The 18,475-nt window shown below is 72.7% G+C and carries 15 protein-coding genes; 7 read left to right on the top strand and 8 right to left on the bottom strand.

The window, feature by feature from the left end; translation table 11 throughout:
- Positions 1 to 73: 73 nt before the first annotated feature.
- Together ITJ60_RS09865 and treS are read right to left on the bottom strand one after the other, a co-directional pair.
- Positions 74 to 817, bottom strand: coding sequence for a 3'-5' exonuclease (locus tag ITJ60_RS09865; protein WP_194648005.1), 744 nt, complete (start codon positions 815 to 817; stop codon positions 74 to 76).
- Between the two features lie 58 nt (positions 818 to 875).
- Positions 876 to 2,585, bottom strand: a complete 1,710-nt coding sequence (gene treS, locus ITJ60_RS09860) for a maltose alpha-D-glucosyltransferase (protein WP_194647802.1) — start codon at positions 2,583 to 2,585, stop codon at positions 876 to 878.
- Between the two features lie 113 nt (positions 2,586 to 2,698).
- On the opposite strand from treS, the gene ITJ60_RS09855 reads away from it, so the two are divergent.
- Both ITJ60_RS09855 and ITJ60_RS09850 read left to right on the top strand, forming a co-directional pair.
- Positions 2,699 to 3,775 (top strand): alpha/beta hydrolase, encoded by a 1,077-nt coding sequence (locus ITJ60_RS09855; protein ID WP_323749145.1) that lies wholly within the window; start codon positions 2,699 to 2,701, stop codon positions 3,773 to 3,775.
- Between the two features lie 5 nt (positions 3,776 to 3,780).
- The gene (locus tag ITJ60_RS09850; RefSeq protein WP_228510079.1) at positions 3,781 to 4,854 is read left to right on the top strand and encodes a glycosyltransferase family 4 protein; all 1,074 of its coding nucleotides are present in this window, start codon (positions 3,781 to 3,783) and stop codon (positions 4,852 to 4,854) included.
- A gap of 137 nt (positions 4,855 to 4,991) precedes the next feature.
- Here ITJ60_RS09850 and ITJ60_RS09845 read toward each other — a convergent pair whose 3' ends face one another.
- Genes ITJ60_RS09845 through ITJ60_RS09835 form a run of 3 tightly spaced genes read right to left on the bottom strand, consistent with a single transcriptional unit; the run spans position 4,992 to position 7,351 of the window.
- Positions 4,992 to 5,732, bottom strand: a complete 741-nt coding sequence (locus ITJ60_RS09845) for a hypothetical protein (protein WP_194647800.1) — start codon at positions 5,730 to 5,732, stop codon at positions 4,992 to 4,994.
- Positions 5,733 to 5,789: 57 nt separating this feature from the next.
- Positions 5,790 to 6,428 carry a histidine phosphatase family protein gene (locus ITJ60_RS09840; protein WP_194647799.1) on the bottom strand — a complete coding sequence of 213 codons (639 nt, stop codon included), beginning with the start codon at positions 6,426 to 6,428 and terminating at the stop codon, positions 5,790 to 5,792.
- Positions 6,425 to 7,351 (bottom strand): Sir2 family NAD-dependent protein deacetylase, encoded by a 927-nt coding sequence (locus ITJ60_RS09835; protein WP_228510077.1) that lies wholly within the window; start codon positions 7,349 to 7,351, stop codon positions 6,425 to 6,427. Before ITJ60_RS09835 ends, ITJ60_RS09840 begins: the two co-directional genes overlap by 4 nt.
- A 175-nt stretch (positions 7,352 to 7,526) precedes the next feature.
- Here ITJ60_RS09835 and ITJ60_RS09830 point away from each other — a divergent pair, with 175 nt between their 5' ends.
- A complete protein-coding gene (locus ITJ60_RS09830) occupies positions 7,527 to 8,345 on the top strand; it encodes a TrmH family RNA methyltransferase (protein ID WP_194647797.1) in 819 nt (272 codons plus the stop codon).
- 35 nt (positions 8,346 to 8,380) lie between these two features.
- Here ITJ60_RS09830 and ITJ60_RS09825 read toward each other — a convergent pair whose 3' ends face one another.
- Positions 8,381 to 9,949 (bottom strand): AtzH-like domain-containing protein, encoded by a 1,569-nt coding sequence (locus tag ITJ60_RS09825; RefSeq protein ID WP_194647796.1) that lies wholly within the window; start codon positions 9,947 to 9,949, stop codon positions 8,381 to 8,383.
- Complete coding sequence (locus ITJ60_RS09820; RefSeq protein ID WP_323749144.1) at positions 9,946 to 11,040, bottom strand: acetamidase/formamidase family protein; 1,095 nt, start codon at positions 11,038 to 11,040, stop codon at positions 9,946 to 9,948. Before ITJ60_RS09820 ends, ITJ60_RS09825 begins: the two co-directional genes overlap by 4 nt.
- A gap of 76 nt (positions 11,041 to 11,116) precedes the next feature.
- Between ITJ60_RS09820 and ITJ60_RS09815 the strand changes: the two genes are divergently transcribed.
- Both ITJ60_RS09815 and ITJ60_RS09810 read left to right on the top strand, forming a co-directional pair.
- Positions 11,117 to 12,346 carry a D-alanyl-D-alanine carboxypeptidase family protein gene (locus tag ITJ60_RS09815; RefSeq protein ID WP_194647795.1) on the top strand — a complete coding sequence of 410 codons (1,230 nt, stop codon included), beginning with the start codon at positions 11,117 to 11,119 and terminating at the stop codon, positions 12,344 to 12,346.
- Positions 12,347 to 12,396: 50 nt separating this feature from the next.
- Positions 12,397 to 13,779, top strand: coding sequence for a serine hydrolase domain-containing protein (locus ITJ60_RS09810; RefSeq protein WP_194647794.1), 1,383 nt, complete (start codon positions 12,397 to 12,399; stop codon positions 13,777 to 13,779).
- A 134-nt stretch (positions 13,780 to 13,913) separates the two neighbouring features.
- Here ITJ60_RS09810 and ITJ60_RS09805 read toward each other — a convergent pair whose 3' ends face one another.
- On the bottom strand, positions 13,914 to 14,708 hold the full coding sequence (locus ITJ60_RS09805) for an SGNH/GDSL hydrolase family protein (RefSeq protein WP_194647793.1): 795 nt from the start codon (positions 14,706 to 14,708) through the stop codon (positions 13,914 to 13,916).
- 23 nt (positions 14,709 to 14,731) lie between these two features.
- On the opposite strand from ITJ60_RS09805, the gene ITJ60_RS09800 reads away from it, so the two are divergent.
- Positions 14,732 to 15,937 (top strand): acyl-CoA dehydrogenase family protein, encoded by a 1,206-nt coding sequence (locus ITJ60_RS09800; protein WP_194647792.1) that lies wholly within the window; start codon positions 14,732 to 14,734, stop codon positions 15,935 to 15,937.
- Between the two features lie 195 nt (positions 15,938 to 16,132).
- A complete protein-coding gene (locus ITJ60_RS19315; protein ID WP_194647791.1) occupies positions 16,133 to 18,463 on the top strand; it encodes an FUSC family protein in 2,331 nt (776 codons plus the stop codon).
- Positions 18,464 to 18,475: the final 12 nt, after the last annotated feature.

Raw genomic sequence — 18,475 nt, 5'->3', positions numbered from 1 at the left:
CCACAGCACGTCGGAACGGGCGGTCCTCCTTCGGGAGGACCGCCCGTTCTGCGTCGTGCGGCCGGTGCGCGGGTCAGGCGCCGTTGCGGTGCGGCCAGCGACCGTCGGCGGTGAAGGACGGGTCGCGCTTCTTGCGCATGTACTCCTGGAACGAGGTCGCCTGCTCGGCGCACCACCCGACCTGCTTGCGGTGGAGCTCTTCTGCCGAGATGCCGAGTTCGTCCTGGTACTTGCCGGCGATGGCCTGGGCGACCCGACCGGCCGCGATGGCGTCGGCGCCGGCGTCGTGTGCGTCGTCGAGGGTGACGCCGTACAGCTCGGACGCCGCCTCGAGCGTGCGCTTGCCCTTGCGGAAGGTGTCGAGGGCCTTGTCGATCACGAGCGGGTCGACGACGTTGCCGATGACGGGGGAGGCGAACCCGTGCCGCTTCGCCTCGCGGTCGAGGACCGTCAGGTCGTACGGGGCGTTGTAGATCACCAGCGGGATGCCGCGGGCGAACACCGCCTCGATCGCGGCGATGATCTCGGCGACGACCTCGGCCGCGGGACGCCCCTCGGCCTGGGCGCGCTCGGTGGTGTAGCCGTGCACGGCCGCGGCGCCCTCGGGGATCGCGATGCCCGGGTCGGCGATCCAGGCGCCCTCGGCGATGGAGGCACCCGTCATGTCGATGAGGCCGACGTGCGCCGTGACGATCCGCGCCGTCTCGACGTCGACACCGGTGGTCTCGAGGTCGAAGACGCCGAGGGCGTGCCACCAGGGGCGTCCGGAGAGGTCCTGCGCCGGGGAGGGCGTGTCGAGCTGTGCTGTCGGATCCAGCTGTGCTGTGGGGAACGTCACGCGGTCAGGCTAACGGGACGCACCGACACGACCGGTGCTACCCGACCGGCGCGCCGATGTGCAGCCAGTAGAACGACTGCGTCCCGAGGGTCAGCGTGACGGTGCCGTCCTCGTCGAACGCGGGGAACGAACCGCCGCCGAACAGGTCGTAGAGCGGCCGACCGGCGAACTCCGGAGCCGACACCGTGACCGACGTCGGGTTCGTGGCGAACGAGAACACGCACAGGACGTCCTCCGCCGACGGCCCGAACTGCTGCCCGGAGCCCTCCCACGAGCGCACGAACGCGAGCACCGACTCGTTCGAGGTCTCCTGCACGTGCAGGGTCCCGAGCCCGAACACCGGGTGGGCCTTCCGCACGTGGATCACGTTGCGCACCCAGTGCAGCAGGGAGCGGGACTGGGCGAGCTGCGCCTCGACGTTGACCTGCGCGTAGTTGTACACGAGCGACTGCACCACGGGCAGGTAGAGCTTGCCCGGGTCTGCCGTGGAGAACCCGGCGTTGCGGTCGGGAGTCCACTGCATCGGCGTGCGGGACGAGTCGCGGTCGGGGAGCCAGATGTTGTCGCCCATCCCGATCTCGTCGCCGTAGTACAGGAACGGCGAGCCCGGCAGCGAGAACAGCAGTGCGTGGATGAGTTCGAGTTCGGCACGCGAGTTGTCGAGCAGGGGAGCGAGGCGGCGGCGGATGCCGATGTTCGAGCGCATCCGGGGGTCGTAGCCGTACCAGCCGTACATGGCCTGCCGGTACTCCTCGCTGACCATCTCGAGCGTGAGCTCGTCGTGGTTGCGGAGGAACACGCCCCAGGCTGCCGCGGACGGCACGTCGAGCGTCTCCGACAGGATCGCCGACAACTCCTTGGCGTGCTGGGCACGGAGCGAGTAGAAGATGCGGGGCATCACCGGGAAGTCGAACGCCATGTGGCACTCGGGCTCCTCGTCGGTGCCGAAGAAGGCGGCGGTCTCGCGCGGCCACTGGTTCGCCTCGGCGAGCAGGACACGGCCGGGGTACTCGTCGTCCACCATCGCGCGCATCTTCTTGATGAACTCGTGGGTCTCCGGTTCGCCCTCGCCGTTGCCTTCTTCGGACTCGAACAGGTACGGGATCGCGTCGAGCCGCAGACCGTCGACACCGAGGTCGAGCCAGTGCCGCACGACGTCGTACACGGCCTCGACCACCGCGGGGTTCTCGAAGTTCAGGTCGGGCTGGTGCGAGAAGAACCGGTGGAAGAAGAACTGCCGGCGGACCGGGTCGAACGTCCAGTTCGACTCCTCGGTGTCGACGAAGATCACCCGGATGTTCGGGTACTCCTCGTCCGTGTCCCGCCAGACGTAGAAGTCACCGAAGGGGCCGTCGGGGTCCTCGCGGGACTGCTGGAACCACTCGTGCTGGTCGCTGGTGTGGTTGATCACCATGTCGATGACGATGCGCATGTTGCGCTCGTGCGACTTCGTGACGAGTTCGCGGAAGTCGTCGAGCGTGCCGAACTCCGGCAGGATCGCCTTGTAGTCGGCGATGTCGTACCCGCCGTCGCGCATCGGCGACTGGAAGAACGGCGGCAGCCACAGGGCGTCGACGCCGAGCCACTGCAGGTAGTCGAGCTTGCCGATCACGCCCTGCAGGTCACCGATCCCGTCGCCGTTCGAATCGACGAACGAGCGGATCATGCACTCGTAGAAGACCGAGCGCTTGTACCACTGCGGGTCGAGCGTCAGGCCGGGCAGCTGGATCGGGGCTGTGAAGGTCACCGTGCTCCTCGTCGTCATCGACGGGCCGGTCGACGGCCCGCCCCGGACACGATAGGCGCGCGATGCTGCGGGTGTCCGGGGTTTCGTGCGGTTGTCTTCGTAGACTGGCGCCGATGCAACCGCCCGTGCTCTCCCCGTACCAGTCGCTCATGGCCGCCACACCGGTGGTCCACCGGTCCGTGCAGGTCGACGGCCGCACCACGCACTACTGGGAGTACGGGCCGTCCGACGCGACGCAGACCGTCCTCGCCGTGCACGGGTTCCGCGGCGACCACCACGGCCTCGAGACGATCGCCGCGCACTTGCAGGACGTCCGCGTGATCGTCCCCGACCTGCCCGGCTTCGGCGTGTCCGACCCGTTGCCGGTGTCGGACATCGAGTCGTACGTCGGCTGGCTGCGCGCGTTCCACGAGGCGCTCGGGCTCCGCCGCGACGCCGTCGTCCTCGGCCACTCGTTCGGGTCGATCGTGGTGTCCGCCACCGTGGCTGCCGGGCTCGACACCCGGCTGCTCGTCCTGGTGAACCCGATCGCCGCGCCGGCGCTGCAGGGACCCCGTGCGGTGGGCACCGGGATCGCGATCGGCTACTACAAGGCCGGCGCGGTGCTGCCGAGACCGATCGGGCTCGGGATCCTGCGGAACGCTGCCATCGTGCGGGTGATGAGCATCGCGATGCTCAAGTCGCACGACCGCGGGATGCGCCGCTGGGTGCACGACCAGCACGACCGGTACTTCTCGGCCTTCGCGAACCGCACGAGCGTGCTCGAGGCGTTCCGGACCTCGGTCACCCACGACGTGTCCGAGTACGCGGACCGCATCGACGTGCCGGTGCTGATGATCGCCGCCGAGCACGACGACATCACGGCCGTCTCCGAGCAGCGCGCCCTGGCCGCCCGCCTGCGCGATGCCGAACTCGTGGTCATCCCCGGGGTCGGGCACCTGGTGCACTACGAGACACCGGCACCGGCCGCGGCGGCGGTGCTGCGCCGGATGGCGGACACGGCCGCGCGCCCTGGACGGGGCCGCGGCACCAAGGCGGGCCGACCGTCGGGGGCGGGACGGGCCTCCCGGTCGACCGCGACGACGACGACCGCGACGAAGGCGACCGCGCCGAAGGCGAGCGCGCCGAAGGCGAGCGCGCCGAAGTCGGACGACTCGACGGTGAGTGACGCGAAGGAGACCGACGCATGACGCGCCTGCGGATCGGCATCGACTGCAGGTACGTGCGGATCGGTCGGCACGACGGCATCAGCCGCTTCACCGCCGGAGTGGTCGCGAACCTGCCCGACCGGCACGACGTCGTGCTGCTCGTCCACGACGAACGCCAGCTCGAGTCGCTGCCGCGCGACCTGCCGTGGGCGCTGCTGCCGGCGCCCACCGACGCGGGGGAACCGCTCGTCGCACGACGGGTGAACCGACTCGGCCTCGACGCGGTGTTCTCGCCGATGCAGACGATGGGCTCGCGGGGGCGCGACTACGCACTCGTGCTCACCCTGCACGACCTGATCTACTACCGGAACCGGACGCCTCCGCGCGAGTTCTCGTGGCCGCTCCGGCTCGGGTGGCGCGCGTTCCACCTGTTGTGGGTGCCGCAGCGCATCCTGCTGAACGGTGCCGACGGGGTGGTCACGGTGTCCGAGACCACCGCGGGGCTCATCGCCGAGCACCGGCTGACGAAGCGTCCGGTGACGGTGGCGTACAACGCTGCCGACCCGGCGACTCCGCGTGCGGCGGGTGCGCCGCGGGAGCGCTCCCTCGTCTACATGGGCTCGTTCATGCCGTACAAGAACGTCGAGACGCTGGCGGCCGCGTTGCCGCTGCTCGGAGCGGACTGGACCCTGCACTGCATGTCACGCGTGTCCGACGCCGACCGTGCACGGATCGAGGGGCTCGCGCCGGCCGGCTCGATCGTGTTCCACGACGGTGCGACCGACGAGGAGTACCTGTCGGTCCTCCGATCCGCCACGGCCCTGGCGACGGCGTCGTACGACGAGGGCTTCGGCATCCCGCTGGTCGAGGCGATGGGCGTCGGGACCCCGGTCGTCGTGAGCGACATCCCGATCTTTCGCGAGATCGGGGGCGATGCGGCCGAGTACTTCGACCCCGCCTCGCCGTCGGCGGTGGCGGCTGCGGTGCGGCGCGTCGAGGAGCGCTGGGACGAGGCCTCAGCGCAGTCGGTCGAGCGGGCCGCGCGGTTCCGGTGGCAGGACTCGGCGGAGCAGGTCGTGCGGGCGGTCGAGCGGGCCGTGGCCGACCGGCGCGGGCGGTAGCGGGGCGCAGGGGCGCGGTGTCGAGGCGATGCGATGCGTAGCGACGCGAGGCGGTGCGAGGCGATGCGATGCGACATCGTCGACGTCGTACGACATCGGATTCGTCGTTCTGCATCGGACATGCGACCGGCCGACCGCTACTTCGCGGCGATCACCTCGACGCTCGCCCCGGGGAACACCTTGCGCGTCTCCTCGGTCACCCGCGCCACGATCGGCGGGACGGCGGCCCCACGCCCCGGGGTACGGACGACGATGGCCTGGTCGGCGGCGCGGTCCGAGGGGGTGCCACCGCGCTCCCACGAGCAGCGGACGGCCGTGACCCCGCCGATGCGGTCGAGGGTGTCCGCCAGCACCAGGCGCTTCGCGGTCACCGACCGTGAGTCGGAGACGCCCACCTCGATGGCGCCGAGGTCGGCGATCGCGACGACCCGGACGCCGTTGCCGCCCGCCGATTCGGTCGCGCGGCTCAGCGTCTCGACCAGGTCGGTGCGCGCGGCGGCGTCGAGGGACGGGTCAGCCGTGATCGTCGCGGTGGCGTCGTAGCTCGCGAAGCCCGTCTTCTCGGCCGGGTGGTGGAGGACCTCGGTGACACCCGGCACGTCGGCGAGCCGGTCGTCGAGGCGGTCGAGCGCCAGGTCCGGGCGGGGGAACGCGCCCCCGACGCCGGTCTGCACGCTGCCGATGATGGTGCCGAGCACGAGGGCGATCACACCGGCGACGACGACGGTGCCGCCACCGATGAGGAGCCAGGTGCGGGCACGCTGCCCCATCGTGCGGGTCTGCACGCTGGCGGTCTCGGGCCCGAAGGCACGGTCGAGGTCGTCGTCCTGCTGGTCGGCGGCGTGCCAGCCACCCGGGTCGGTTCCGTCGGTCACCATGTCGCCCCCTGGTTCGGGTGCGTCGGAGCCTAGTCGCAGGACGGCCGCGCCGCCCGCTCAGCCCCGGCGTTCCAGCGGGTTCTGGTAGTCGAAGGCGTACCGCCCGGGCCCGTCCGAGACGTCGTCGATCGGGTCGTCGAACCGGACGAGCTCTGCGTGGAAGCGTTCGGGGTCCCAGCGGAACGAGTGGATCGAGCCGTTGCGGATCGGGGTGGCGTGCCGGTCGGCGGTGCCGGGCGCCGCCTCGTTGACCACGCTCCGGATCACCGCGCCGTGGGTGGCGACGACCACGACCCCACCGTCGAAGCGCACCGCGATCTCACCGAGCGTCTCGGTGATGCGGGCGAGCAGCGCGGACCGGGACTCGCGGCCGGGGATGTCGTCGTGCGGGTACTTCGCCGTGACCTCGGTGTCGGTGAGCCCCTCGGCTTCGCCGTAGGAGCGTTCGGCCAACCCGGCGTACGTCACGGGCGCCGCGAGCCCGAGCCGGTCGGCGATGATCGCCCCGGTCTCGGCGGCGCGGGACAGCGGCGAGGCGACGACGGCGTCGAACTGCCGGCGGGTGAGGAGTTCGGCGGCCTCGGCGGCCTGTCGCCGTCCGGTGGCGTTGAGCGGGATGTCGGTGGAACCCTGGATGCGGCGCTGCGCGTTCCAGTCGGTCTCACCGTGCCGGACCAGGTACAGGAGCGTCGTCACTCGTCGATCATCCCAGACGCCGCGGGACCGGCCGCCGTGGGACCGGCCGCCGTGGGACCGGCCGCAGCGGGACCGGCTGCCGGGGGACCGGCCGCCGTGCGACCCGACCCCAGCCGCTCGGCCAGGTGCACCAGCGTCTCGGTCGTCCCGCCGTCGAGCTTCACGGCGGCACGGCGGTCGCTGCGGGTCGCACCGCGGTTCACGATGACCACCGGGTTCTTGCGGCGGGCAGCGTGGTCGACGAGCCGCACGCCGGAGTTCACCGTCAGGGACGACCCCACCACGAGCAGCGCCTCGGCGTCGGCGACGATCGACACCGCCTCGTGGAACTTCTCGGTGGGCACGAACTCGCCGAAGAAGACGACGTCGGGCTTGAGCATGCCGCCGCACACCGAGCAGTCCGGCACCACGAAGCGCTCGACGTCGGTGATCTCGACGTCGCCGTCGGGCTGCAGCTGCACCGAGCCGGGCTCGTCGATCCACGGGTTGGCACGGTCGATGGTCGTGGCGAGGTCGGCGCGGGAGAACACCTGCCCGCAGGTCAGGCAGAGGGCGCGGTCCATCGACCCGTGGATCTCGACCACGCGGCGGGACCCGGCGCGCAAGTGCAGGCCGTCGACGTTCTGCGTGATGACGCCCGTGACGACACCGGCGTCCTCGAGGGCGGCGAGCGCCCGGTGCCCCTCGTTCGGTCGGGCGGCGGCGAAACTCCGCCAGCCGAGGTGCGAGCCGGCCCAGTACCGCTGCCGTTTGGCGGCGTCGGCGCGGAACTCCTGGAAGGTCATCGGCTTGCGCACGACCCGCCCGGCGCCGCGGTAGTCGGGGATGCCGGAATCGGTGCTCAGACCGGCGCCGGAGAGCACGGCGACGCGCTTGCCGTCGAGCACCTCGAGCACGCGGTCGAGGTCCGCTGCGGTCGGCAGACCGGTCGGCGAACCGGTCGGCGCCCCGGTGGGCGGTCCGGTCGTCGACGCAGCATCATCCAGCACCCTGTTCACGGTACCCTCAACAGCCGACCGTCCCGGTCGCTTCCCCCTTCGGCGAGACGCGGCGAGACACCAGCTGGCCCACCACCTGCACCACACCGAAACGAGCCCCGTGCACCCCGTCCGCATCGACTCCCTCGACGACCCCCGCCTCGACGACTTCGCCCGTCTGACCGACGTGGCGCTCCGCCGGGTGAGCGAACCGGAGGGCGGCCTGTACATCGCCGAGTCGAACACGGTCATCGAGCGCGCGGTCCGTGCCGGGCACACCCCTCGGAGCATCCTGGTGCAGGAGAAGTGGCTCGACAGCGTGCTGCCCCTGGTCGCGGAGCACGACGGCCCGGTCTTCGTGGGCCCGGACGCCCTGCTCGAGGAGCTCACCGGCTTCCGCATGCACCGTGGCGCGATCGCCGCGGTGCAGCGCCCCGAACTGCCGACGGTCGCCGACGTGGTGCGGGACGCGAAGCTGGTCGTCGTGCTCGAGGACATCGTCGACCACACGAACGTCGGTGCCGTCTTCCGCAGCGTCGCCGGCCTGGGCGCGGACGCGGTCCTCGTCAGCCCGCGCTGCGCCGACCCGCTGTACCGCCGGAGCGTCCGGGTGAGCATGGGCACGGTCCTGCAGATCCCGTGGACCCGCATCGGCGAGTGGCCGGCGGCGGGCGAGGAACTGCGCGCGCAGGGCTTCCACCTCGCCGCGATGGCGCTCACCGACGAGTCGGTCGACCTCGCCGAGTTCGCCCGGGACGTCCCCGGCAAGGTCGCGCTCGTCATGGGCACCGAGGGGCAGGGGCTGACGCCCGCCGCGATCGCGTCGGCCGACACCACGGTGCGGATCCCGATGGCGCACGGTGTCGACTCGCTGAACATCGCCGCGGCGAGCGCCGTCGGACTGTGGGCGGTCACCCAGGCCCAGCGGCTCACCTCCTAGCCACGCCACGGGCGGACCGGGAGGCCCGACTCGCCTCAGCGCTGCAGCATCCGTCCGGCGCGGATCACCAGGGCACGGTCGGTGCCCGGTTCGCCGACCAGGCACACGCCGACGGGGGCTCCGTCCACGGTGAGCCCCGGGGCGCTGACCGCCGGGACGCCGCCGACGCTCGCGAGGCTCGTCATCGCCGTCGTCGCGGTCCGGGTGCGTTCGAGTGCCGCGCCGTCGGCGGCGATGAGCGGTGCCGGTCCGGGGACCGTCGGGAACAGCAGGGTCCGGCCGGCGAGCGCCGTGCGGATCGTCGCCCGGACGTCGTCGAGCCGCGCGACGGCGTCGGCGGTGGCTGCGGGGTCGTTCGCTCGGGCGGCGGCGAACCGGTCGCCGACGACGGTGCTCAGGGCACCGGGGTGGGCGTCGATCCAGGCACCGTGTGCGGCGACGGCCTCGGCGGCCTGCACGAGGCGCAGCAGTTCGCGCAGGTCGTCGAGGGCCGGGATCCCGAGGTCGGCGAGCTGCACGGTGCCGATCGGCTGGCCCTGTCCGGCGACGAACGCGGTGAAGGCCTCGGCGACGGCCGGCTCGACGAGGTCCAGGAGTTCAGCGGGCACGAGGAGCTCCGGCTCCGCAGGAGCGTCCGGATCCGACGGCACCGTGGCGTCGAGCGCCGCGAGCAGGACGTCGGCGCTCCGGGTGAGCCACCCCACGGTGTCGAAGGACGGTGCGAGGGGGAGCAGCCCGTCGCGGGAGACCGCGCCGTGGGTCGTTCGGAGGCCCCAGAGCCCCTGGTACGAGGCGGGGACCCGCACCGATCCCGCGGTGTCCGTGCCGATCCCGATCTCGGCCGTGCCGAGACGGACGGCCGATGCGGATCCGCTGGACGAGCCTCCTGGCAGTCGGGTCGCGACCGCCCCGTTGGGCGGGGTGCCGTGGTGTTCGTTGCGTCCCGTCAGGTTGTAGGCGAACTCGTCGGTGCGCGCGATGCCGCGGATCGCGGCGCCGGCGTCGAGGAGCGCCGCGACGGCCGCGGCCGGCGTCGCCTGGACGGGGGACTCGCGCAGGTACGTCGGGTTGCCGGCGCCGACCGGCTGGCCGGGGACGGCGTAGAGGTCCTTCACCGCGACGGTGAGCCCGTCGAGCGGTCCGGACGCGGCGGGCGCGACGAGCGGGTCGCCGACGGCGCGCCAGACGGTGGTGTCGACGGCCTTCGGCCGGCCGGTGACGTGGGCTGCCTCGATGCGCCAGCGCGGCGCGGTGGTGCCGTCGTGGTCGCTGTCGCTGTCGCGTCGCCACAGCTGCGTCTGGAGGCCCTGCCCGCCCGCCGCGAACTCGGACACCGACACGACGAGGGCGAGGCCCTCGGCCAGGGGGCGGACCTCGACGCGCGTCAGCGAGCGGGCCAGGACCCCACCCCGTGCACCGCGGAAGGCGCTGATCGCGTCGTGCCCGACGAGCAGGCCGCGGTCGTCACCGCGCATCGTGCCGGGGGCGTCGATGAACGCGGCGTCGAGGGCGTCGAGGTCGTTCGCGGCGAGGGCGGCTTCGTACGCGTCGAGCGCGTCGAGCAAGCCCTCCGGTGCCGAAGTGGTCGTCTCGTGCGTGCTCATCGTGCGGGCTCCTCGAAGTCGGCCTTGCGGATGCGCGCGTGCGCGCCGGTGACCAGGTCGACCACCTGCGAGATGTTGAAGTCCGTCGCCGCCGACAGGTAGGCGTACGCCAGGTGCGGCTCCATGCCCCAGCGGGCGCCGAGGATCGCGACGGCGTGCCGGACGCAGGCGCGGACGGCCTCGTCGAGCTCCGGGTCCATGCCGGTCGGCACGAGGAACTCGTGGGTCTCGACGAGTGGCCACACCAGGTCGCCGAAGTGCTGCGCGGCCTCGGCGGCGGGTGTCACGTCGAACCGGACGGTCGCGCGGAGCGACGCCTCCATCGCGGTGAGCGCGACCTCGCCGTCCCCCTGGGCGAAGTGCGGGTCACCGACGTACGCGAGCGCGCCGGGGACCAGGACCGGCAGGTGCAGCTGCGCGCCGACCTGCAGCAGGTTGACGTCGACGTTGCCGCCGTGGCGGCCCGGCGGCACCGAGTGCAGCCGGTCGCCGGGGGTGGCGACACCCATGATCCCGAGGAAGGGGGCGAGCGGGAAGTGCGCGAAGCGGTCGCGAGCGCCGGTCAGGGGGATGCGGCCCCGCTGACCCGCGGTCGTCTCGACGACGTCGGCGAAGACGCTGACCGTGGTGCCGTCGACCGGGTACTCACCGTGTAGGGCACCGCGGCCGTGCCGGTTCGACACGACGCCGTAGTGCACCCGCGGCAGCGTCTCGAGCACCGTCATGGTCAGGACGTCGCCCGGCTCGGCGCCCGCGATCGCGATCGGACCGGAGACGACGTGCGGGCCGTCGGTGGCAGGGTCCCGGTGGCCGCTCCTGGCGATCGCGACGGCGTCGTCCAGGACGTGCTCCGCGGCCACGCCGTGCGACGCGAAGTACGCACGGGGGTCGCTGCCCTGGTCGGGCAGGATCCCCTCGTGGCTGACGGTGTCGATCGTGACGTCCTCGCCGGACGCGATCGTGATGACCGGGCGGTCGTCGGCGTTCGGCAGCCGACCCCACAGGACCGTCTCCGGGTCGACGGGAAGGTAGTGGCCGGACCGGATCGGGCCGGCGCCGGGCTGCAGGGTCGGGATCGCGGGGGTGCTCACGGAGCCACTTTTGCACACGCGACACCGCGGCCCGCTCGCAGCCACGCGGGACTCGTCACCGGTACGCTCGGTTCCCGTGTCACGAGTCGTCCGTCGCCCCCGCTCCGCCGTCCGGAGGCCCGCGACGATCTCCGTCGTCGCGGTGCTGGTGCTCGTCGCGGGGTACCTCGTGGCCGCCGCAGTCGTGCCGTTCGATCCGGCGAGCGCCGCGACCGCCACGTACTCGGCCCCGACGTCGAGCGTGCCGGCGCTGAGCTTCCCGGGCTACGGCGCCACCGCGGTCGAGGCCACCGACTTCCCGGAGAGCCTGCGCACCAGCGGTGACACGAAGCCCCGGTCGATCGCGAGCATCACGAAGATCGTCACGGCGCTCGTGGTCCTCGACGAGAAGCCGATGGCGACGGGAGAGTCCGGCCCGGCGATCACCTTCACGCCGAAGATGGAGTCGCTCTACGCCAAGTACGCGGCGATGAACGGCGAGGTCGCGCCGATGCCCGCCGGCCTGAAGCTGTCCGAGCACCAGGCGTTCCAGGTGATGCTCATGAAGTCGGCGAACAACTACGCCGGCGCCCTCGCCATCTGGGCCTTCGGGTCGATCGCCGAGTACGAGCGGGCGGCGGCGAAGTGGCTCGAGGCGCACGACCTCGACGACACCACGATCCACGAGCCGACCGGTCTCGACCCGAAGAACACCTCGACCGCGACCGACCTGGTCGACCTCGGGCAGCTCGCCCTCGCGAACCCGGTGGTCAAGGAGATCGTCGGCACCGAGGACGTCACGATCCCGACGGTCGGCGAGATCGAGAACTCGAACAAGCTGCTCGGCATGGACGGCATCGAGGGCATCAAGACCGGCACCCTGGACGAGGCCGGCGCCTGCCTGCTGTTCGCCGCGACGTACGAGCGTGGCGGCCGTGACGTGACGGTCATCGGCGTGATGCTCGGCGGCGCCGACCACGACTCGCTCGACGTCGACGTCCAGCGATTGCTGCGCTCCGTGGCCGACAACTTCCAGGTCGTCACCCTGACCCACGCCGGTCAGACCTTCGGCACGTTCTCCACCCCCTGGCAGGACGAAGCCGACGCGGTCACCGCGAAGGCGGCCGAGGTCCTGGTCTGGGGCAAGACGAAGGTCCGGGCGAAGGCGCACCTCGACGAGGTCACCCTCGGGACGAAGGGCGAGCGGGTCGGGAAGGTCCGCTTCACGGTCACGAACCACGACCCGGTCACGGTGCCGCTCGTACTCGAGCGGACGATCGACGACCCCGGCGTCTGGTGGCGCTGGACGAACCCGTTCCAGGGCTGACGGTGCTCGCGCTCTGACGGGCACCACCCGGAGTCCGTACTGTCGGACGGGTGACGACGACGAAGACGTTCCCCCGGACCACTCCCTCCGCCCTCGACATCGACGCCCGCGGTGTGCTCGCGTTCGTCGACGCCCTCGAGTCCACCCCCGGCGTCGAGCCGCACAGCCTGATGCTGCTCCGGCACGGCCAGGTCGCTGCCGAGGGGTGGTGGCAGCCGTACGCGGCCGACCGGGTGCACCTGCTCTACTCGCTCAGCAAGAGCTTCACCGCAGCGGCGGTCGGCATCGCCGTGCGCGAGGGACTGATCGACCTCGATGCGACCGCGCTGTCGTACTTCCCCGAACTCGACGACGAGATCACGGACGAACGCAGCCGCCGCATCCGGGTCCGGCACCTGCTCGCGATGGCGAGCGGGCACCGCGTGGACGCCATCGACCGAGCTCGTGAGCTCGACCGCACGGACGTGGTGCGTGGCTTCCTGCTCCTGCCGCCGGACGAGGAACCCGGCTCGCTCTTCACCTACAACCAGCCGTGCACGTACACGCTCGCCGCGATCGTCCGGCGGGTCAGCGGCGGTTCGCTGGTCGACTACCTGCGTCCCCGTCTGCTCGACCCGCTCGGCATCGACGACCTCGCCTGGCGCCGTGACGAGTCCGGCGGCGAGCTCGGCTTCAGCGGCTGCTACACCACGACGTCGGCGGTCGCCGCGCTCGGGCAGCTGTACCTGCAGCGCGGCGTCTGGGAGGGCGAGCGGATCCTCGACGAGGACTGGGTCGCGGCCGCCACGCGCAAGCAGATCGACAACCTCGACGAGGAGAACCCGGACTGGTCGCAGGGCTACGGCTTCCAGTTCTGGATGGCCCGCCACGGCTTCCGCGGCGACGGCGCCTACGGTCAGTTCTGCGTCGTCCTGCCGGAGCAGGACGTCGTCCTCGCGATCACCGGACAGAGCCTCGACATGCAGGCGGTCCTCGACGCGGCCTGGAAGCACCTGCTGCCCGCCGTCGACCGTCCCGCCGACACGGGTGCGGACACCGTCCTGGAGGCACGGCTCACCTCCCTGGGGCTGCCTCCGGTGAGCGGTGGCCCACTCCCCGAGCACGTGGCCGGTCGTGCACTCCGGGTGCTGCCCGGTGCGGTGCTCGACGCCGTGGGCTTCGACCGCGGGACCCACGGAATCCGGCTGTCTGTGTCGGCCGACGGAGCGGCGGCGTCCGTGCCGGTCGGCGAGGGGGAGTGGGCCATCGAGGGCGCCCTCGCAGCGAGCGCAGCGACACAGTCGGACGGCACCGTGCTCGTCGCGCTCCGTTTCGTGGAGACGCCGCACCTGCTGCACCTGCGCGTCGACCTCGACGCGGGCACGGTCGGGACGAAGTGGAAGACCGAGCCGCTGCACGACGGCCCGCTGACGCTACGGCGCCCGGCCGACTGACCTGTGCCGACCACACGGTGCGCACGTCGCGGTTCGCGCCCCCGTGCCGTCATCGCGCCCTGAGGAGTCGGGGCGCGATGACCGCACGGGGGCGCGGTCGGGGAGGCGTGCGGACTCGGATCGGCGTCGTCCGGCTACGGGGTGTCGGACTTGTGCTCGACGACGTCCTGCAGCTCGGGGCGCTTGGCGGAGACACCGTCGCCCGACGAGGTGTGCTTGATGCGGCGGACGACCCACGGCACCAGGTACTCCTTCGCCCAGCCGAGGTCCTCGGCGCGGGCCTCACGCCACGGCCGGGCCTCGAGCGGTTCGGGGTTGAACGGCTCCAGGCCGTGCGGCACACCGAGGGCGTCGAGCACCGCGGCGGCGATCGTGGCGTGCCCCGTGGGGGAGTGGTGCAGTCGGTCCGGCGCCCACATGCGCGGGTCGCGGAGCACCCGGAGCGCCCACATGTCCGCCACCAGCGCACCGTGCTTCAGGGCGATGGCGTGCAGGTTCTCGTTGTAGATCGCCGTCTTGCCGCGCACCATGCCGAGCACCGGCGTCATGCCGACGTCGGGCCCCGCGAACAGCACCACGGTGGCGCCGTCGCTCCGCAGCCGCGACACCATCGCGTCCACCCGCTCGGCGAGTTCGTCCGGATCGGAGCCCGGCCGGATGATGTCGTTGCCCCCGGCGGACACCGTGACCAGGTCCGGACGGAGCGCGAGCGCCGGTTCGACCTGCTCGTCGACGATCTGCTGCAGTAGCCTCCCGCGGATCGCCAGGTTGGCGTACGCGAAGTCGTCGGACCCGTGGGCGAGTACCTCGGCGACCCGGTCCGCCCAGCCCCGGTTGCCCCCGGGGACGGTGGGGTCGGGATCGCCGATCCCCTCGGTGAACGAGTCACCGATCGCGACGTACCTGGACCACGGATGACGATCTGACACGCTCCGGACCATAGTCTCGTGCCATGACGAAGGCCAACACGGGCGCAGCCGCCGGCGCAGCCGCCGGCGCAGACGCCGGTACGGACGCAGCCGCCTGGAGCGTCCCGGACGACCTGCTCGCCCGCATCGCCGAGCGCGCCCCCGGGTACGACGCCGCCAACGCGTTCTGCGCCGAGGACCTCGAGGAACTCCGCGCGGCGGGCTACCTGCGCATCGGGGTGCCGGTGGCACAGGGTGGCTCCGGTCTCGGCCTCCGCAGCACGGTCGGTGTCCAGCGGACCCTCGCCCAGGCCGCACCGGCGACGGCACTCGGTCTCGGGATGCACCAGGTGTGGGTGCAGGCGGCGCGCGCCGTCACTGCGCGGGGTGCGTCGTTCCTCCAGTCCGTCACCGACCACGCGTCGGACGGCCACCTGCTCGCCTTCGGGGTGAGCGAACCCGGCAACGACGCCGTCCTGTTCGACTCGTCGACGACGGCGGAGCCGGACGGCGACGGCGGGTACCGCTTCACCGGCACCAAGGTCTCCACCTCGCTCGCGCCGGCGTGGGACGTCCTGAGCGTGTTCGGCAAGGACACCTCCGGGCCGGAACCGCGGCTGGTGCACGGCTTCGTGCTCCGGTCCGACGGCGACGTCGAGCACCTGGACGACTGGGACACCCTCGGCATGCGGGCCACGCAGAGCCGCACGACGAAGCTGCACGGTGTGCACGTCCCCGCCGACCGCATCGTGCGGTCGCTGCCGGTCGGGCCGAACCAGGACCCGCTCGTGTTCGGGGTGTTCGCGGCGTTCGAGCTGCTCATCGCCTCGGTGTACGTCGGGGTCGCCTCGCGTGCGGTGTCGCTGGCGGTGTCGGCGGTGCAGTCGCGCGCATCGCTCGACGGGACGCAACGGTCGCAGGACCCGGACGTGCGCCGGGCGATCGCGGACATGCGCGGGTCGGTCGACGCGATCGAGCTGCAGGTGTCCTCGCTCGCGCGGTCGGTCGACGAACAGGAGGACCTCGGGGCGCGGTGGTTCCCGCTGCTCGTCGGCACGAAGGCGCGGGCTGTGGACACCGCGCAGCACGTGGTGGACGAGGCCATGCGGGTGGTCGGGGGCTCGGCGTTCCGGTCCTCGAGTGAGCTGGCCCGCCTGGCGCGCGACGTCCGGGCCGGCCAGTACCACCCGTCGTCACGGGACTCGGCGGCGCGCACGCTCGCGGCGTCGGTGCTCGGCCCGCTCGCCTGAAGCGGTCCCGTGCCCGGCCGCGTGCCCGGCCTCTTGCCCGGCCGCGTGCCCCGGTGCGAGGTTGATCACTCCGTGCAGCCTTGCAGCGCCGCACCGAGTGATCAAGCTCGCACCGAGACCCAGAGCCCGCTCGCAAGCGGGATAGTTAGCATCCGGTACGATTAGCCTCCCGAGCGCAGAGGAGGCGGCCGACTCGTGCCGAGGACCGACACCACGAACCGGACCGCTCCCCGTCGACGGACCCGCTCCCGGCGACTCGCCGACGCGGCCCTCGCGCTCGACCCCGGGCTCGTGAAGACCGACGGTGCCCTCCGCACCCTCGTCGCGGTGCCCGCCGGCATGGCCGTGGGGTACGCCGTCGCGACCGCGTTCGGCCTGCCCGCGATCCTGGGCGTGATGATCGGCGCGATGCCCGCGTTCATCACCTGCCTGGTCATCGTCGACCCGAGCACCGGCCGGACGGCTGCCCGCACCGGAGCCGTCCTCGTGCCGTTCGTCGTCGCCCTGGCCGGCAGCATCGCCCTGCAGCCGTTCCGGCTCCTCGAGCTCGTGCTCATCGTCGTGCTGCTGTTCCTGCAGTTCGCCGCGGCCGCGTGGGGCGCGTGGGCCGCCGATGCCGCGATCGTCGGGTTCGCCGGGTACCTGTGCGGGCTGCTCCTCCCGCTGCCCGAGACGAGTGTCGTGCCGCTCGGCCTCGTCGTGGCCGCCTCGCTCGCCGCGACGATCCTGGTCCGCCTGGTGCTCCGACCGGACGCGCACCGTGCCCTGTTGCGCACCCGCCGTGGCTTCGTCGCCCGTGGCTCGGCCGTGCTCGAGGCCGCTGCCGCCGTCCTCGCCTCGGCGGACGACCCGGCCGCACGACGCCGCACGCTGCGCCGCCTCCGCCGCAGCCGCGACCGGTACCACGAGATCGCGTTGACGGTCGACGGGATGCTCGCCGCGAGCGGGATGGACGCCGACACCACGGCGGAGGAACTCCACCGGCTCGTGTTCGACACGCACTTCGCGGTCGACGAGCTCGGGCGCGGGGCCGGTGCCCTCGTCGAGCACGGCGCGCCGTCGGACGTCCGGCACGCCGCGCTCCGTGCCGTCACGATCGTGCTGCGCCACGGCGGCGGGCACGGCGAGGACGCGGCACGGACGCTGCTCGCCCGCTACGGCATCACGGCGTCCGCCGACGACCCCGGCTCGCGCACGTCGGCCGTCGTCCGTCGGATGGCCGCCGAGTTCACCGACTTGCAGGACGCCGGGCTGCGGTGGCGCGAGCTCCGCGACGAACTGCCGCGCCGCGGCGACGGCGTCGCCGCGTTGGCGTCACCCTTCGTCACTCCCGTCGTCCTGGCCGGCGGGCGCCCTGCCGGAGCGGTGCCGGTGCTGGCCGACACCGTCGCCGACGGCCCCTGGCGCCGCTGGCGACTCTCCGTCTCACTGCGCACCGCGGTGCACGCAGCGATCGCCGTCGCGATCGTCGAGCCCCTCGCGCTCCTGCTCGACGGCCCCCGGTTCTACTGGGGCGTGATCGGCGTGATGATCGTCCTCGCCGGCACGAACACCACGCACGAGCGGGTCCGCAAGGGCCTGCACCGCGCCGTCGGCACGGTCGTCGGCGGCGCCGTCGGCATCGTCCTCGTGCACGTCGTCGGCACGGCGCACCCCTGGTTCACACTCGTGCTCGTGTGCGTGCTGCTCGCGGTCGGCACGTACGGCTTCGGCGGCGTCTACTCGGTCTGGGTCGCGTGCCTGGTCGTCGTCCTCTGCCAGGTGTACGCGTTCTCCGGCAGCTTCACCGACTCGCTCATCCCGATCCGCCTCGCCGAGAACCTGCTCGGCGCCGCGGTCGCGGTGCTCGTGAGCGCCGTCGTCTTCCCGATCGCCACCCGGGCCGTCATCCGACGGGCTGTGCGGGGGCAGTTGACCGCGGTCCGGGCGTTCGTGCTCGCGCTGGTCGGGGTCGATGCGGACGCCGAGGCGGACGCGACCGACGGTGCGGGCGTGAGCCGGGCCTCCCGGTCCGCCGACACGGCCACCGACGCTCCCGCACCCGACCTGCGCGCACGATCGCGCGCCGTCGACGCGGCCACCTACCAACTGGACGCCGTCCTGCGCCCGATGGTGCGGTTCCCGACGGGCGGGCCCGCCCGCGCGGACGCCAGGACCCGGACGTCCCTGCAAGCGGCGGCGACGTTCGCGCGCGAGGCGGCCGGGAGGCTCGGCTCGCCCCCGCAGGACCCGCCCGCCGCCCTGGCCGGTGCCGCCCACCGCCTCGCCGCGTCGATCGCGGACCTGGCCGACGGCATCGTGGCCGGGCCCCGGTCCGCCGCGCCGGCGCCGGTCTGGGCGAGGATTGGCGACCAGCTCGACACGGCGGTGGCCGCGGCGGCGGGTGGTCCGGACCAGCAGACCGTCGAGGTCGCGGCGCACGCGCTGGGCCGCATCGACGAGGCGCTCGCGCTGTTGGCCGACCGGCACCGGGCGACCGTGCTCGGCGAGACCGCCACGCGTTCGGCGGCCACCGGCGCACGGTGAGCCCGGCGATGT

Source organism: Curtobacterium sp. VKM Ac-2884 (assembly GCF_015350945.1).
Classification (GTDB): Bacteria; Actinomycetota; Actinomycetes; order Actinomycetales; family Microbacteriaceae; genus Curtobacterium.
This window is presented reverse-complemented; position numbering and strand designations above follow the sequence as displayed.